Annotated in this window: 15 protein-coding genes and 1 pseudogene; 5 read left to right on the plus strand and 11 right to left on the minus strand. The window is 63.2% G+C overall.

The annotated features are described in order from the left end of the window. The first annotated feature begins 230 nt into the window (after positions 1-230). The 5 genes from CXQ81_RS04515 to CXQ81_RS04535 all read left to right on the plus strand — a co-directional run bounded on the left by CXQ81_RS04515 (position 231) and on the right by CXQ81_RS04535 (position 7,580). Positions 231-2,024, plus strand: a complete 1,794-nt coding sequence (locus CXQ81_RS04515; RefSeq protein WP_087090448.1) for a glucan biosynthesis protein G — start codon at positions 231-233, stop codon at positions 2,022-2,024. Further along, a complete protein-coding gene (mdoH, locus tag CXQ81_RS04520; RefSeq protein WP_101336612.1) occupies positions 2,017-4,587 on the plus strand; it encodes a glucans biosynthesis glucosyltransferase MdoH in 2,571 nt (856 codons plus the stop codon). Before CXQ81_RS04515 ends, mdoH begins: the two co-directional genes overlap by 8 nt. Before the next feature lie 355 nt (positions 4,588-4,942). Continuing rightward, positions 4,943-5,740: a transporter substrate-binding domain-containing protein gene (locus CXQ81_RS04525; protein ID WP_053259340.1), complete on the plus strand. Its 798-nt coding sequence runs from the start codon at positions 4,943-4,945 to the stop codon at positions 5,738-5,740. Positions 5,741-5,893: 153 nt separating this feature from the next. Beyond that, on the plus strand, positions 5,894-6,853 hold the full coding sequence (locus CXQ81_RS04530) for an amino acid ABC transporter permease (protein WP_371858164.1): 960 nt from the start codon (positions 5,894-5,896) through the stop codon (positions 6,851-6,853). Then, positions 6,846-7,580, plus strand: coding sequence for an amino acid ABC transporter ATP-binding protein (locus tag CXQ81_RS04535; protein ID WP_087089752.1), 735 nt, complete (start codon positions 6,846-6,848; stop codon positions 7,578-7,580). The genes CXQ81_RS04530 and CXQ81_RS04535 overlap by 8 nt, the downstream gene beginning before the upstream one ends. A 168-nt stretch (positions 7,581-7,748) precedes the next feature. Here the strand turns inward: CXQ81_RS04535 and CXQ81_RS31685 are convergent, their stop codons facing one another. The 11 genes and pseudogenes from CXQ81_RS31685 to ubiE all read right to left on the minus strand — a co-directional run bounded on the left by CXQ81_RS31685 (position 7,749) and on the right by ubiE (position 15,884). Further along, entirely contained in the window at positions 7,749-8,621 is an 873-nt protein-coding gene (locus CXQ81_RS31685) for a methyl-accepting chemotaxis protein (protein ID WP_371860893.1), read from the minus strand. Beyond that, positions 8,604-9,665 (minus strand): annotated as a pseudogene (locus CXQ81_RS31690) (methyl-accepting chemotaxis protein); the annotation flags it as partial. The pseudogene CXQ81_RS31690 and the gene CXQ81_RS31685, both read right to left, overlap by 18 nt. A 165-nt stretch (positions 9,666-9,830) precedes the next feature. Beyond that, positions 9,831-10,538, minus strand: coding sequence for a 16S rRNA (uracil(1498)-N(3))-methyltransferase (locus tag CXQ81_RS04545; RefSeq protein WP_101336614.1), 708 nt, complete (start codon positions 10,536-10,538; stop codon positions 9,831-9,833). Continuing rightward, a complete protein-coding gene (gene tatC, locus CXQ81_RS04550; protein ID WP_053259344.1) occupies positions 10,535-11,329 on the minus strand; it encodes a twin-arginine translocase subunit TatC in 795 nt (264 codons plus the stop codon). The genes CXQ81_RS04545 and tatC overlap by 4 nt, the downstream gene beginning before the upstream one ends. Beyond that, complete coding sequence (tatB, locus tag CXQ81_RS04555; protein ID WP_009041805.1) at positions 11,326-11,766, minus strand: Sec-independent protein translocase protein TatB; 441 nt, start codon at positions 11,764-11,766, stop codon at positions 11,326-11,328. Before tatB ends, tatC begins: the two co-directional genes overlap by 4 nt. Before the next feature lie 10 nt (positions 11,767-11,776). Further along, positions 11,777-12,055 carry a twin-arginine translocase TatA/TatE family subunit gene (locus CXQ81_RS04560; RefSeq protein WP_007925884.1) on the minus strand — a complete coding sequence of 93 codons (279 nt, stop codon included), beginning with the start codon at positions 12,053-12,055 and terminating at the stop codon, positions 11,777-11,779. Positions 12,056-12,080: 25 nt separating this feature from the next. Continuing rightward, complete coding sequence (locus CXQ81_RS04565) at positions 12,081-12,413, minus strand: phosphoribosyl-ATP diphosphatase (RefSeq protein WP_007925883.1); 333 nt, start codon at positions 12,411-12,413, stop codon at positions 12,081-12,083. A 2-nt stretch (positions 12,414-12,415) separates the two neighbouring features. Continuing rightward, the gene (gene hisI, locus CXQ81_RS04570) at positions 12,416-12,808 is read right to left on the minus strand and encodes a phosphoribosyl-AMP cyclohydrolase (RefSeq protein ID WP_007925882.1); all 393 of its coding nucleotides are present in this window, start codon (positions 12,806-12,808) and stop codon (positions 12,416-12,418) included. An 81-nt stretch (positions 12,809-12,889) separates the two neighbouring features. Next, positions 12,890-14,494 carry a ubiquinone biosynthesis regulatory protein kinase UbiB gene (gene ubiB, locus CXQ81_RS04575; RefSeq protein WP_009041806.1) on the minus strand — a complete coding sequence of 535 codons (1,605 nt, stop codon included), beginning with the start codon at positions 14,492-14,494 and terminating at the stop codon, positions 12,890-12,892. Continuing rightward, positions 14,491-15,114: an SCP2 domain-containing protein gene (locus CXQ81_RS04580; RefSeq protein ID WP_009041807.1), complete on the minus strand. Its 624-nt coding sequence runs from the start codon at positions 15,112-15,114 to the stop codon at positions 14,491-14,493. The genes ubiB and CXQ81_RS04580 overlap by 4 nt, the downstream gene beginning before the upstream one ends. Then, positions 15,114-15,884: a bifunctional demethylmenaquinone methyltransferase/2-methoxy-6-polyprenyl-1,4-benzoquinol methylase UbiE gene (ubiE, locus tag CXQ81_RS04585; RefSeq protein ID WP_007925879.1), complete on the minus strand. Its 771-nt coding sequence runs from the start codon at positions 15,882-15,884 to the stop codon at positions 15,114-15,116. Before ubiE ends, CXQ81_RS04580 begins: the two co-directional genes overlap by 1 nt. Between the last annotated feature and the right edge of the window lies 1 nt (position 15,885).

The raw sequence follows: 15,885 nt of genomic DNA on the forward strand, positions 1-15,885 counted from the left end.
TTTTTCGCGATAAATACTTGGTCGCCCCTGATGCGTTGTAACGCGGGCTACTAGATAATCGCGCGCTACGGGGATCAGCGTTCGTTGGTCCGTTTTTGACTTAGGTAGAGACTTGTTCGGGACCGTTTGGGGAATCATTTAGCCCCATCGGAGTCGGAACAATGCTCGCCAACCTGGCATATAGATAGCTGGCCGTTGGTTTTTTGATCTGTTTTCGGCGAGGGTTGCTCGTGATTGTTAGTCCCTGTAATGCACCAAAATTGTCTGCCAAACGGTTACGAAACGCACTGGTGACGGGCTCTGCACTGCTTTGCCTGCTTAGCGCCGGCCAACTCTGGGCATTCAATCTGGATGATGTATCGGCCAAGGCTAAGGATCTGGCCGGGCAGAAGTACGAGGCTCCGCGCAGTAACCTGCCGAACGAATTTCGTGAGATGAAGTTCGCGGACTATCAGAAAATCCGCTTCCTGCCTGAAAAGGCCGAGTGGGCCAAGCAGAAAACCCCATTCAAGCTGTCCTTCTATCATCAGGGCATGCATTTCGACACGCCGGTGAAAATCAACGAAATCACCACGAACACCGTCGAAGAGATCAAATACGACTCGACTCGCTTCGACTTCGGCGACCTCAAGTTCGATCCCAAGGCCACCGAGCAGCTCGGTTATGCGGGCTTTCGCGTGCTGTACCCGATCAACAAGGCGGACAAGCAGGACGAAATCATGACCATGCTCGGCGCGAGCTACTTCCGCGTCGTCGGCAAGGGGCACGTCTATGGTCTGTCGGCCCGTGGCCTGGCCATCGACACCGCGCTGCCGTCCGGTGAGGAATTCCCGCGCTTTACCGAATTCTGGATCCAGCAACCCAAGCCGACCGACAAGCATCTGGTGATCTTCGCCCTGCTGGACTCGCCGCGCGCCACCGGCGCCTATCGCCTGACCCTGCGTCCGGGCAGCGACACCATCGTCGACGTCAAGGCCCGGATGTTCCTGCGTGACAAGGTCGGCAAGCTGGGTATTGCCCCGCTGACCAGCATGTTCCTGTTCGGCGCCAACCAGCCGTCGAAAGTCCTCAACTACCGCCGCGAGCTGCACGATTCCAGCGGCCTGTCGATCCATGCCGGCAACGGCGAGTGGATCTGGCGTCCGCTGAACAACCCGAAACACCTGGCCGTGAGCAACTTCTCGGTGGAAAACCCGCGTGGTTTCGGTCTGCTGCAGCGTGGCCGCGACTTCAGCCACTACGAAGACCTCGACGACCGCTACGACAAGCGTCCAAGCGCCTGGATCGAGCCGAAGGGCGACTGGGGCAAAGGCACCGTCGACCTGGTAGAGATCCCGACCGCGGACGAAACCAACGACAACATCGTGGCGTTCTGGAGCCCGGAAAAGCAGCCTGAGCCAGGCCAGCCGTTCGATTTCGCCTATCGCCTGCACTGGACCATGGACGAAGCTTCCCTGCATTCGCCGGACAGCTCCTGGGTCGAGCAGACCCTGCGCTCCACCGGTGACGTCAAGCAATCCAACCTGATCCGCCAACCGGACGGCAGCGTGGCCTACCTGGTGGACTTCGAAGGTCCATCCCTGGCGGCATTGCCGGAAGACACCGAGGTGCGCAGCCAAGTCAGCGTCGGCGACAACGCCGAGCTGGTGGAAAACAGCGTGCGCTACAACCCTGAAACCAAGGGCTGGCGCCTGACTCTGCGGATGAAGATCAAGGACCCGAGCAAATCCACCGAGATGCGCGCGGCCCTGGTCAAGAACGCCACCCCTGTCGAGCCGGCCAAGGCCGTGTCGCCAGCCTCCAGCGCCTCCATTGCCAAGGCCGACAAAGTCGCCGCCAAGCAGCAGGAGAAGAAAGAGGCGGATGCCAAGCAAGCCGAAGCCAAGCCGGCCAAGGACGCCAAGAACCACAAAGACGCCAAGCAGCCTGCTGCTGCCGAGGCGGCCCCAGCCACACCGGAATCTGTCCCGACCGAGCAAGTCCTGACCGAGACCTGGAGCTACCAGTTGCCTGCCGATGAGTAACGCTCAAGTACAGCCAGAGACTCTTTCCGAGTATCTGGCGCACCTGCCAATGACCGATGAGCAGCGCGCGGAACTCGCGGGCTGCAAGTCCTTCAGTGAACTGCACGAACGCCTGTCGTCGTCGACGTTCGACGCGCCCGCCGATGCCGCCCAGGCCTCGGTGGGCCGCCGGCTGACCCTGGGTTCCGCCGAGGAACTGCTCGATGCCGAGATGCTGGCGCTCGACGCCAGCGGTCGTGTGTGCCTCAAGGCCACGCCGCCGATTCGTCGGACCAAGGTCGTTCCCGAGCCATGGCGCACCAATATCCTGGTGCGTGGCTGGCGGCGCCTGACCGGTCGGACCAATCCGCCGCAGCCACCGAAAGATCAGAACGTGCTGCCGGCCGCCCGCTGGCGCACCGTCGGTTCGATCCGTCGCTACATCCTGTTGCTGCTGATGCTTGGCCAGACCATCGTCGCCGGCTGGTACATGAAAGGCATCATGCCGTACCAGGGCTGGTCGTTCGTCGACCTGGAAGAAATCACGCGTCAGCCATTGATGCAGACCGCCACCCAGGTACTGCCGTACGCCTTGCAAACCAGCATTCTGATCATGTTCGGTATCCTGTTTTGCTGGGTCTCGGCCGGTTTCTGGACCGCGCTGATGGGCTTCCTCGAACTGCTCACCGGGCATGACAAATACCGCATTTCCGGCAAAAGCGCCGGCAACGAGCCGATCCCCAAGGATGCCCGTACCGCGCTGGTCATGCCGATCTGCAACGAAGACGTGCCGCGGGTATTCGCCGGCTTGCGGGCGACCTTCGAGTCGGTCGCGGCCACTGGCGACCTGGACCGCTTCGACTTCTTCGTGCTCAGCGACAGTAACGAGACCGATATCTGCGTGGCCGAGCAACAGGCCTGGCTGGACGTCTGCCGCGAAACCAAGGGTTTCGGTAAGATCTTCTATCGCCGTCGCCGCCGTCGGGTGAAACGCAAGAGCGGTAACCTCGACGACTTCTGCCGCCGTTGGGGTGGCGACTACAAGTACATGGTGGTGCTCGACGCCGACAGCGTGATGAGCGGCGAATGCCTGACCAGCCTGGTGCGCCTGATGGAAGCCACTCCGGACGCCGGGATCATCCAGACCGCGCCGAAAGCCTCGGGCATGGACACCCTGTATGCGCGCATGCAGCAGTTCGCCACCCGCGTCTACGGCCCGCTGTTCACCGCCGGCCTGCACTTCTGGCAGCTGGGCGAATCCCACTACTGGGGCCACAACGCGATCATCCGCATGAAGCCGTTCATCGAGCACTGCGCCCTGGCGCCGTTGCCCGGTAAAGGCGCCTTCGCCGGTGCGATCCTGTCCCACGACTTCGTCGAAGCGGCGCTGATGCGTCGCGCCGGCTGGGGCGTGTGGATTGCCTACGATCTGCCGGGCAGCTACGAAGAGCTGCCGCCGAACCTGCTGGACGAGCTCAAGCGCGACCGGCGCTGGTGCCACGGCAATCTGATGAACTTCCGCCTGTTCCTGGTCAAGGGCATGCACCCGGTGCACCGTGCGGTGTTCCTCACCGGGGTGATGTCCTACCTGTCGGCGCCGTTGTGGTTCTTCTTCCTGGTGCTGTCGACGGCGCTGCTGGCGGTCAACACGCTGATGGAGCCGCAGTACTTCCTGGAGCCGCGCCAGCTGTATCCGCTGTGGCCGCAATGGCATCCGGACAAGGCGATCGCGCTGTTCTCGACCACTATCGTGCTGCTGTTCCTGCCGAAGCTGTTGAGCATCATCCTGATCTGGGCCAAGGGCGCGAAAGAGTTCGGCGGCAAGTTCAAGGTGACCCTGTCGATGCTGCTGGAGATGCTGTTCTCCATGCTGCTGGCGCCGGTACGCATGATCTTCCACACCCGTTTTGTGCTGGCCGCGTTCCTGGGCTGGGCCGCGACCTGGAACTCGCCACAACGTGACGACGACTCCACGCCGTGGAGCGAAGCGGTGCGCCGCCATGGTCCGCAGACCCTGCTGGGCTTCTGCTGGGCGCTGCTGGTGATCTGGCTGAACCCGAGCTTCCTCTGGTGGCTGGTGCCGATCGTCGGCTCGCTGATGCTGTCGATCCCGGTGTCGGTGATTTCCAGCCGCGTCGGCCTGGGCCTGAAGTCCCGTGACGAAAGCCTGTTCCTGATCCCCGAGGAATACGCGCCGCCCCAGGAACTGCTGTCCACCGACCAGTACACCCATGAAAACCGTTGGCATGCGCTGAACGACGGTTTCATCCGGGCAGTGGTCGATCCGCAGCAGAACGCCCTGGCCTGCGCCCTGGCGACGTCCCGGCACGGCCTGGCCGAGCCGATCGAGTGGCTGCGTATCGAACGTGTCCGCCATGCGCTGAAAGTCGGGCCGGCGGCGCTGAACAACGGCGAGCGCCTGGCGCTGCTGAGCGATCCGGTGGCCCTGGCCCGCCTGCACGAGCAGGTCTGGAGCGAAGGCCACGCCGACTGGCTGAGCGCCTGGCGGCAATCGGTGGATGAAGATCCTCATGCACCGTTGTTGCCGTTGCGACCGCCAACGACAATCGCCCAACCGGCCTGATGACAACGCCCTTGAGAGCACTCTCAAGGGCGTTGTTGTTTGTGGGTTCGCACTTGTAGCCGTTGCCGCAGGCTGCGATCGATTGGGCGGCATTCCGTACCGAAGGGGGCGCAGGATCTTGAGATCGCAGGAGGTCCTGCGGACCTATCGCAGCCTGCGGCATCGGCTACAGGGAAATTGTCGTCCCCTCTGTAACAACAAATCCTGGTCAAGCCCTTGTGCAAATAGGCGGGTGAGTTAGCATCGCACCCCGAATTGCCGCGAGCGGGCCCATGGTGTCCGTATCTGCCGGTTTTCCAAGGGAAAACCGGCCGCGGGTTCACCTCACAATAAAATGGGTTCAGGGGACTTGAAGATGAAGAAGTATCTCTCGATGCTGCTGCTCGGCGTCACGGCAATGCTGGCGGTCAATGCAGCCCAGGCTGGCGCCATCGATGATGCGGTCAAGCGCGGCACGCTGAAAGTCGGCATGGACCCGACCTACATGCCGTTCGAGATGACCAACAAGCGCGGCGAGATCATCGGTTTCGAGGTCGATATCCTCAAGGCCATGACCAAGGCCATGGGCGTCAAGCTGGAGCTGGTTTCCACCGGCTACGACGGGATCATCCCGGCCCTGCTGACCGACAAGTTCGACATGATCGGCAGCGGCATGACCCTGACCCAGGAACGCAACCTGCGCCTGAACTTCAGCGAACCCTTCATCGTGGTCGGCCAGACCCTGCTGATCCGCAAGGAGCTGGAAGGCACCATCAAGTCCTATAAAGACCTGAACAGCGCCGACTACCGCATCACCTCCAAGCTGGGCACCACCGGCGAAATGGTCGCCAAGAAGCTGATTGCCAAGGCCAAGTACCACGGCTACGACAATGAGCAGGAAGCCGTGCTCGACGTGGTCAACGGCAAGGCCGACGCCTTTATCTACGACGCCCCGTACAACGTGGTGGCGCTGAGCAAGGTCGGTAACGGCAAGCTTACGTTCCTCGACAAGCCGTTCACCTATGAGCCCCTGGCCTTCGGCCTGAAGAAGGGTGACTACGACAGCCTCAACTTCATCAACAACTTCCTGCACCAGATCCACGAAGACGGCACCTACGATCGCATCCATGACAAGTGGTTCAAGAGCACCGAGTGGCTCAAGGACATGGAATAACACTCGGTCAGACAGACCGAGTCGCCCCCATTCGCGGGCAAGCCTCGCTCCTACGGATTCATGCAATTCCTGTAGGAGCGAGCCGGCTCGCGATGGCGTCCTGATCGGCAATACCGAACCTCCCCGCTGCAAACGGCTGGAACCTGCAAAGTGATCAAACATAAAAAAGCCCAATGGCCCTGGCACGTACTGACCGTGCTGGTGCTGATCGGCCTGGCCGGCGCGTTGTACTACGCCACCTCGCTGATGTCCTACGAGTGGCGCTGGAACCGCGTACCACAGTACTTCGCCTACCAGGCCGAGGAATCGCAGCGGGCGGCGGACATCTCCACCGTCAGCGAGCTGGTGCGCAAAGGCGGCAAGGCCGAAGTCACGCTGCGCAACGACGCGGGCGACGAGCAACAGCTGACGGTCGACGAGAACAGCCTGCAAGTTGCCCGTGGCGACGATGTGGCCGAAGGCGATGTGATCGGCGTGACCCGTCACTGGGCGGCCGGACCGCTGCTGCTGGGCCTGTGGACCACCTTGTGGCTGTCGGTGGTGTCCGGGGTGCTGGGGCTGTTCATCGGCCTGGCGACCGGGCTTTGCCGGCTGTCGAACAACCCGACCCTGCGCGATCTGTCGACCATCTATGTCGAACTGGTACGCGGCACGCCGTTGCTGGTGCAGATTTTCATTTTCTATTTCTTCATCGGCACGGTGCTGAACCTGTCCCGCGAGTTCGCCGGGATCGCCGCGCTGTCGTTGTTCACCGGTGCCTATGTGGCGGAAATCGTCCGCGCCGGCGTGCAGTCGATCGCTCGCGGCCAGAATGAGGCGGCCCGCTCCCTGGGCCTGAACGCCAGCCAGTCGATGCGCCATGTGGTGCTGCCGCAGGCTTTCAAGCGCGTGCTGCCGCCGCTGGCCGGGCAGTTCATCAGCCTGGTGAAGGACACCTCGCTGGTATCGGTGATCGCCATCACCGAACTGCTCAAGAGCGGACGTGAAGTCATCACCACCTCGTTCTCGCCGTTCGAGATCCTGTTCTGCGTGGCGGCCCTGTACCTGTTGATCAACCTGCCGCTGTCGAAGATGGCCAGCCGGCTTGAGCGGAGGCTCGCGCAAAGTGATTGAAGTTCGCGATCTGGTAAAAGTCTTCGACACCCGGGGCCAGGTGGTCCGCGCGGTGGATAACGTCACCACCCGCGTGGCCAAGGGCGAAGTGCTGGTGGTGATCGGTCCGTCCGGTTCCGGCAAGTCGACCTTCCTGCGTTGCCTCAACGGCCTGGAGCAGTTCGATTCCGGCTCGGTGAGCATCGACGGCCTGCAACTGGCCGACCCGAAGACCGATGTGAATGCCTATCGCCGCGAAGTCGGCATGGTGTTCCAGCACTTCAACCTGTTCCCGCACATGACCGTGCTGGAAAACCTCTGCCTGGCGCAGAAGGTGGTGCGCAAGCGCGGCAAGCAGGAGCGCGAGGCCAAGGCCCTGGCGTTGCTGGAGAAGGTCGGTATCGCGCAGAAGGCCAACGAATTCCCGTCGCGGCTCTCTGGCGGCCAGCAGCAGCGCGTGGCCATCGCCCGGGCGCTGGCCATGGAACCCAAGGTCATGCTGTTCGACGAGCCGACTTCGGCGCTGGACCCGGAAATGGTCGGCGAAGTGCTGGATGTGATGAAGACCCTGGCCCTGGAAGGCATGACCATGGTCTGCGTGACCCACGAAATGGGCTTCGCCCGGGAGGTGGCGGATCGGGTGCTGTTCTTCGATCACGGCAAATTGCTGGAAGACGCCTCGCCAGCGGCGTTCTTCGATGCACCCAAAGACCCGCGGGCCCAGGCGTTTTTGCGTCAGGTCCTGTAACCCACCCCGATACCCTGCTTGGCAATACGCCCTGTAGCCGCTGCCGAAGGCTGCGATAAGGCCCGAAGGGCCTTGGTTCCCGATCTCAGGCCGAACATCTGACGGCCTTGAGATCGCTGCGCCCCTTCGGGGCGATCGCAGCCTGCGGCAGCGGCTACAGGGTGCGGATCAAACCCGGAAGCGCCCGACCAGGGTCTGCAGATGGGTCCCCAGGCGCGCCAGCTCGACGCTGGAGGCCGCTGTCTCTTCACTGGCTGCCGAGGTCTGCTCGGACACGTCGCGCACGTTCAGCACGCTTCTGTTGATTTCCTCGGCCACCGCGCTCTGCTGTTCGGCCGCGGCGGCGATCTGCTGGTTCATCGCCTGGATCGCCGAGACGGTGCGGGTGATGTTTTCCAGCGAGCCACCGGCACGGCGGGTCAGTGCGACGCTGCTGTCGGTCAGGCTGCGGCTGTTGTCCATGATGTTGGCCACTTCCTGGGTGCCGTTCTGCAGGCCGACGATCAGTTCCTCGATCTCTTCGGTGGACTTCTGGGTGCGCTGCGCCAGGCTGCGCACCTCGTCGGCGACCACGGCGAAACCGCGACCGGCTTCGCCCGCGCGGGCGGCTTCGATGGCGGCGTTGAGGGCCAGCAGGTTGGTCTGCTGGGCGACCGACTTGATCACGTCGAGCACGCTGCCGATCTTGTCGCTTTCCTGCTTCAGGTGGCCCATGGCGGCGGTGGAGTTGCCGACCTCGGCGGCCAGGCGCTCGATCTGTGCGATGGCCTCGCCGACCACCTTGTCGCCTTCGCGGGCCTGCTGATCGGCGGCGACCGCGGCTTCCGAGGCTTCTTCGGCGTTGCGCGCGACTTCCTGGACCGTGGCGGCCATTTCATTCATGGCAGTGGCGACCTGATCGGTCTCGACTTTCTGGCTGTTGACCCCGGCACTGGTCTGTTCGGTCACTGCCGACAGCTGCTCGGCGGCGCTGGCAATCTGGGTCACGCCATCGCTGATGCCGCCGATCAGCTCGCGCAGGCTCAGGGTCATGCGTTGCATCGCCCGTTGCAGCTGGCCGAGCTCGTCGCGCCGCTCGACCTGCAGGTTCTCGCTGAGATCGCCCGAGGCGACACGCTCGACCACTTTGAGAGTCTGGCGCAGCGGGATGACGATCTGCCGGGTGATGCTCCAGGCGGCGACCAGGCCGAACAGCAGGGCCAGCGCGGTAACGATGGCCAGGGTGCTTCTGGCCTGGGCAGCGTCGCTGTCGCGTTTGTGGGTTTGTGCGGCGGTCAGCTGCTTGCTGACGTCCATCAGACGGTCGCCCTGGGCCGCCATGCGTTTGAGGGCGGCGGCGCTGGCCACCTGGGAGTCGCGGAAGTCGCTGACCGCCGAGCGATAGCCTTTCAGGGCGTCGGTGGCCTGTTGCAGGTTGGCCAGGTGCTGTTCCGGCAGCTTGGCCGGCAGGCTGGCGAGGTTGTTCAGGGCGTTGTCGATGGCGTCCAGCGCCGGCTGCTCGGCCTCGGCCTTGCCGCTGTAGGTGTAGCCGCGGACCTGGAAGCGCGCCTGCTGGATCAGCTTGCTCAGGTCGATGACGCTGTTGAATTGCGCCACGCTGTCGCCCTGCAGCATGGATTTCTCCACTTCGGCCACCCGGGCCACGGCGTTATCGGCGGTGGCGCCCAGTTTGGCGCGGGCGGCTTCACGGCTGGCGGTGGCGCGGGTCATGTCGGCGAAGGCCAGCTTGTACTCGCTGACGGCGGCGATCTGCTGGTCGATCATGGCGATGCTTTCAGGCATTTCCAGCATCTTGCGCGCGCGTTGCAAGCCATCGTCGAGCTTGGTCAGCAGCTCGCTGACCGGCCCCGGGCCTTGTTCGCCACGGCGCATTTCATAGTCCAGGCGCGCGTTGCGCAGGTCCTTGGTCAGCTCGTTGAGGCTGGAGATGTAGCCCAGCTTGTCGCCGCGCTCGATCACATTGCCCAGGCCCAGCCAGCCGGTCGCGGTGATCAACAGGGTCAGTAGCAGCACCAGGCCGAAGCCAACGCCGAGTTTGAGGTTGACGCTCACATTTCCCAGACTCTGGGCTAACCAACGGTACATGCCGCGAACTCCCTTGGGCTATTAATAGGTTTTGTACCAAGGCTATCGGCTGCGTCAGATTAATCTGAAGCATCCGTGCAACAGCAGCGAGGCTGCCGGCGATGGTGCCGTGTCAGGCACAGTGCTATCGCGGGCAAGCCTCGCTCCTACGGGAGTGGGGGCTAATCAGAAGAGGCGGGCGAGAAGGGCGGTGACGGCGGTTTCGACCCGCAGGATGCGCTCGCCGAGCTGCACCGGTTGCAGGCCGGACTTGCCCAGCAGGTCGATTTCGTAGGGGATCCAGCCGCCTTCCGGGCCGATGGCCAGGGTCACCGGCTCATCCAGGCCGCGAGGGCAGGCCGGGTACTGGCCGGGATGGCCGACCAGGCCGAGGGTACCTTCGACCAGCGCTGGCAGACGGTCTTCGACGAAAGGTTTGAAGCGTTTTTCGATGACCACGTCCGGCAGCACGCTGTCGCGGGCCTGTTCCAGGCCAAGAATCAGTTGCTCGCGAATCGCCTCGGGTTCGAGGAAAGGGGTTTGCCAGAAGCTTTTCTCGACCCGATAGCTGTTCACCAGCACCAGCCGAGGCACACCCATGGCGGCGACGGTTTGCAGCACCCGGCGGAGCATTTTCGGACGGGGCAGGGCCAGCACCAGGGTCAGGGGCAGCTTGGTCGGCGGCGGCTGGTCGAGGCTGACCCGCAGTTCGGCTTCCCCGGGCTCCAGGCGCAGCAGTTCGGCCGAGCCCATCAGGCCGCCGATACGACCGACCCGCAGGCTGTCGCCCACCGCGGCACGATGGACTTCCTGCATGTGGGTCAGGCGGCGATCGCGCAGGATCACCCGGTCGGCCGCGATGAAGTCGGCCTCTTCAAGAAGCAGCAGGTTCACGCTTGGGTCGCTGGCGGCTGGTCGTTGTGGTCTTCAGCCGGCTGGTCGTCCGGATGGTCGCCGCGCTTGCTGATCAGGCTGCCGAACAGGATGCCGATCTCGAACAGCAGCCACATCGGTACTGCCAGCAAGGTCTGGGAGAAAATGTCCGGCGGGGTCAGGATCATGCCGACCACGAAGCAGCCGATGATCACGTACGGGCGGATCTTCTTCAGGTAGGCGACGTTGACCACGCCGATCCACACCAGCAGCACCACCGCCACCGGGATCTCGAACGCTACGCCGAAGGCGAAGAACAGGGTCATGACGAAATCGAGGTAGCTGGTGATGTCGGTCATCATTTCCACGCCGGCCGGGGTGGCCGCGGCGAAGAACTTGAAGATCAGCGGGAACACCAGGAAGTAGGCGAAGGCCATGCCGATGTAGAACAACAGGATGCTGGAGACCAGCAGCGGTACGGCGATGCGCTTTTCGTGCTTGTACAGGCCGGGGGCGATGAAACCCCAGATCTGGTGCAGGATCACCGGGATCGCCAGAAACAGCGAGACCATCATCGTCAGCTTGAGCGGGGTCAGGAACGGCGACGCCACGTCGGTGGCGATCATCGTTGCGCCCGCCGGCAGGTACTGGCGCAGCGGCGTGGAGACGATGGTGTAGATCTGCTGGGTGAAGGCGAACAGCCCGCCGAAGATCAGGAAGATCGCCGCCACGCAGCGCAGCAACCGGGTGCGCAACTCGGTGAGGTGCGACACCAGCGGCATATGTTGGTCGTTTTCCGGAATATCGCTCATGGGGCTCGCGGCGGCAAAGTAGGGTCGTGGGGGGCTGGCGTGACAGGCGTTGTCACGGGCGCAGCCGGTTCGGCCGGTGCAGTTGCGGCAGTGGGGCTCGCCGTGGTCGCGCTGGCTGGTGCTTCAGGCGCCGCGGCGGGCGCATGAATGCTCTGCTCGGCCACGGGCTCGACCGGTGTCGGCTGTTGCTGGGTCGGATTGAGGATCTTCCGCGCTTCCTGTTCCAGCGACAGAATGTGTTCGTTGTGCAGTTGCCGACGAATTTCATCGGCACCGATTTCCCGTTCAACTTCCTGCTTGATCGCATTGAAGCTGCGCTTCAAGCGGCCGATCCACAGGCCTGCCGTGCGCGCGGCACCCGGCAGACGCTCGGGGCCGAGCACCAGCAGGGCCACCAGGCCGACGAGCAGCAGTTCAGAGAAGCTGATACCAAACATTAGTCAGTGCTCACGAGTCTTTGCGGGTCGGCTCTTCGACTTTTTGCGCCTGCACGTCGATGGTGTGCGGCTGGTTCAACGGAGCGCTTTGCGGCTGGACCGGCGGAGCAGGCTGTGCGGTCGGTGGCACGCCGGGTTCGGCGGGTTTTTCGTCGTCGTTCATGGCCTTGCGAAAGCCCTTGATCGATTCGCCGACGTCGGTGCCGAGGTTTTTCAGTTTCTTGGTGCCGAACACCAGCACCACGACAACCAGGATGACGATCCAGTGTTTCCAGTCAAAAATGCCCATGCTGCGTTTCCTCTCTAAATGATGTTCAGGCGGACGGACGCGAGGCTTTCTCGGCGTGTCCGGACAAACCGAAGCGCCGGTCCAGTTCATCGAGAACGGCCTGCGGATGCTGCCCCAGCTGGGCGAGCATGACCATAGTGTGGAACCACAGGTCGGCGGTTTCGTAGATCACATCGCTGCAGTCGCCGCTGTGGGCGGCGTCCTTGGCGGCGATGATGGTTTCCACCGATTCCTCGCCGACTTTTTCCAGAATCTTGTTCAGGCCCTTGTGGTACAGGCTGGCGACATAGGAAGTGTCGGCGGCGGCGCCTTTGCGCTCTTCCAGCACCTGGGCCAGACGGGTCAGGGTATCGCTCATGTTCAGTGTCCTGCTTGATAGATCGCGTGCGGGTCTTTGAGTACCGGATCGACCGTTTTCCAGTCGCCGTTTTCATAAACGCGGTAGAAGCAGCTCTGGCGGCCTGTATGGCAGGCAATGTCGCCGATCTGTTCGACCATCAGGATGATGACGTCGGCATCGCAGTCCAGGCGCATTTCATGAAGCTTTTGCACATGCCCGGACTCTTCTCCCTTGCGCCATAGCTTGCCACGCGAACGTGACCAGTAGATGGCACGGTTTTCGGCAGCGGTCAGGCTCAGCGCCTCACGGTTCATCCAGGCCATCATCAGCACGCGCCCGGTCTTGTGATCCTGGGCGATGGCTGGCACCAGGCCGTCAGCGTCCCATTTGATCTCGTCCAGCCAATCTTTCATCTTCGACTCCGACAACAGGGCTCGACGCGCTCGTCGAGCCTCGGCGATGGGAAACAGTGTGCCAGCCGCTAGCCCGGCTGGCTATCGGCGCACGACCAGATACAAGCCCACGGCAATCATGATTCCAGCCGGCCAGTGACCCAGCCCGTTCAGCGGTCCGCCGGCCGCGAGGATCGCCCCACCGCCCAGGTGCGCCGCGCCGAGAAGACGCAGGAACCAGTCGTCCTTGCGCCGTTTCCAGGGAGGAGAAGGGTCCTGGGCATGGGGCTGGGACATGCGTTCGAGCAGGTCGCGGGTCATGTTGGCCAGGTGCGGCAGTTGCTCGACCTGGCTGTGCAGGTTGCCCAGCAAGGCTTTCGGGCTGACGCGCTCGCGCATCCAGCGTTCGAGGAACGGCTGGGCGGTGTTCCACAGGTCCAGCTCCGGGTACAGCTGGCGGCCCAGGCCTTCGATGTTCAGCAGGGTCTTTTGCAGCAGCACCAGCTGCGGCTGCACTTCCATGTTGAAGCGGCGAGCGGTCTGGAACAGGCGCATCAGCACCTGGCCGAAGGAAATATCCTTTAACGGTTTTTCGAAGATCGGCTCGCACACGGTACGGATCGCCGCTTCGAATTCGTTGAGTTTGGTCTCTGCCGGCACCCAGCCCGAATCGATGTGCAACTGCGCCACGCGCCGGTAATCGCGCTTGAAGAACGCGAACAGGTTGCGGGCCAGGTAGTCCTGGTCTTCCGGAGTCAGGCTGCCGACGATGCCGCAGTCGATGGCAATGTACTGCGGGCTCCAGGGCTGCACGGTGCTGACGAAGATGTTGCCCGGGTGCATGTCGGCGTGGAAGAAACTGTCGCGGAACACCTGGGTGAAGAATATCTCCACGCCGCGCTCGGCGAGCATTTTCATGTCGGTGCGCTGGTCGGCGAGGGTGGCCAGGTCGGTCACCTGGATCCCGTAGATGCGTTCCATGACCAGCACTTTCGGCCGGCACCAGTCCCAGTAGACCTGCGGCACGTAGAGCAGTGGCGAGCCTTCGAAGTTGCGCTTGAGCTGGCTGGCGTTGGCCGCTTCGCGCAACAGGTCGAGTTCGTCGTAGATAGTCTTCTCGTAATCGCTGACCACGTCCACCGGGTGCAGCAGGCGGGCGTCGGCCGAGACCTTCTCGGCGGCGCGGGCGAGGATGAACAGCCAGGCCAGATCCTGCGCGATGACCGGCTTGAGGCCCGGGCGGATGACCTTGACCACCACTTCTTCGCCGCTCTTGAGCTGGGCGGCATGGACTTGCGCCACCGAGGCGGAGGCCAGGGGCTCGATATCGAAGCGGCTGAACACCTCGCTGATTTTCTTGCCCAGTTGCTCCTCGATCAGCGCCACCGACTTCTTCGAGTCGAAGGGCGGTACGCGGTCCTGCAGCAGCATCAGCTCGTCGGCGATGTCTTCGGGCAGCAGGTCGCGGCGGGTCGAGAGAATCTGCCCGAACTTGATGAAGATCGGTCCCAGGTCCTGCAAGGCCAGGCGCAGGCGTGCGCCGCGGCTCAGTTCCAGTGGCTTGCGCGGGAACCAGCGCCAGGGCAAGGCGTAGCGCAGCGCCAGGAGGAACCAGGGCAGTGGCAGGGCGAACAGCAGGTCATCGAGGCGGTAGCGGATCACGACGCGCTGGATGCGCAACAAACGGCGGACGGCAAGCAGCTTCATGCGTTATCGCTTGGGTCAAGGGATCGGGAAAGGCGCTCGAAGCGCGCCTCGAGGCGTTCCAGGTCGAGCTTGACCCGGTCCAGTTCGCTGAAACGGGCTTCGGCTTCGCGCTGGCCTACCAGGGTGCGCGACTCTTCGGCCAGGTATTCGGCAAGGTTCTGGTTCAGGCTGGCGAAACCCTGGCGATACCAGCGCGCGCGGCTACGGATATGGCCGCTGAACAGCTGGGTGGCCACCGGGCCGAGCCAGCGCGAGAGTTCGTATTCCCAGTCCAGCTCCAGGTCCTGGAGGACGGCCGCCAGCTCCAGCAGCACGCCGCTGTCGCCTTCCAGCTCGACCTCGGGACCGTGCAGCACCGCGGTCTTGTCCTGGCTCAGGGCCAGACGCACCAGGCTCGAGGCCGGCGCCCGCAGGGTGCAGTCGGCGTCGGCGGCCCAATGCGCGGCGAGGGTCAGGCCCTCATCGCCGGGAATGACGAACAACTGCACGCTCGGGCTGCGGCAATCGACGGCAATGACCTTGCCGTTCAAAGGCTGCAAGCGTGGCAAAGCCGTGCTGTCGAGACGCAGTACACGGTTGAGGCCGTGTTCGACGCTGGCGAGCAGGCCGCTGAACAACATCAGGGTTTGATGCCGCGGTGCAGGGCGACAATGCCCGCGGTCATGTTGTGGTAGGTCACGCGATCGAAACCGGCCTCGACCATCATCGACTTCAGGGTTTCCTGGTTGGGGTGCATGCGGATCGATTCGGCCAGGTAGCGATAGCTTTCCGAGTCGTTGGTGATCAGCTTGCCGGCCAGTGGCATGAAGGCGAACGAGTAGGCGTCGTAGACCTTGGACATCAGGGCGTTGGTCGGTTTGGAGAATTCCAGCACCAGCAGGCGGCCACCGGGCTTGAGTACCCGCAGCATCGAGCGCAGGGCATCTTCCTTGTGGGTCACGTTGCGCAGGCCGAAGGCGATGGTCACGACGTCGAAATGGTTGTCCGGGAACGGCAGTTTTTCCGCGTCGGCCTGAACGAATTCGATGTTGCCGGCCACGCCCTTGTCGAGCAGGCGGTCGCGACCGACCTTGAGCATGGAGGCGTTGATGTCGGCCAGAACCACCTGGCCGGTAGGGCCCACCAGATGGGAAAACTTGCGGGTCAGGTCACCGGTGCCGCCGGCGATGTCCAGCACCCGATTGCCGGGGCGAACGCCGGACAATTCGATCGTGAAGCGTTTCCACAGGCGATGCATGCCACCGGACAGTACGTCGTTCATCAGGTCGTACTTGGCGGCTACCGAGTGGAACACCTCAGCGACTTTTTCCGCCTTCTGGCTTTCCGGAACGTTTTTGAAGCCGAAGTGAGTGGTGGGTTCGGCATCGCTGCCTTTGCGCTGATCAGTCATA

Origin of the sequence: Pseudomonas sp. 09C 129, assembly GCF_002843625.1 — a bacterium.
In the GTDB taxonomy this organism is placed as follows: Bacteria; Pseudomonadota; Gammaproteobacteria; order Pseudomonadales; family Pseudomonadaceae; genus Aquipseudomonas; species Aquipseudomonas chlororaphis.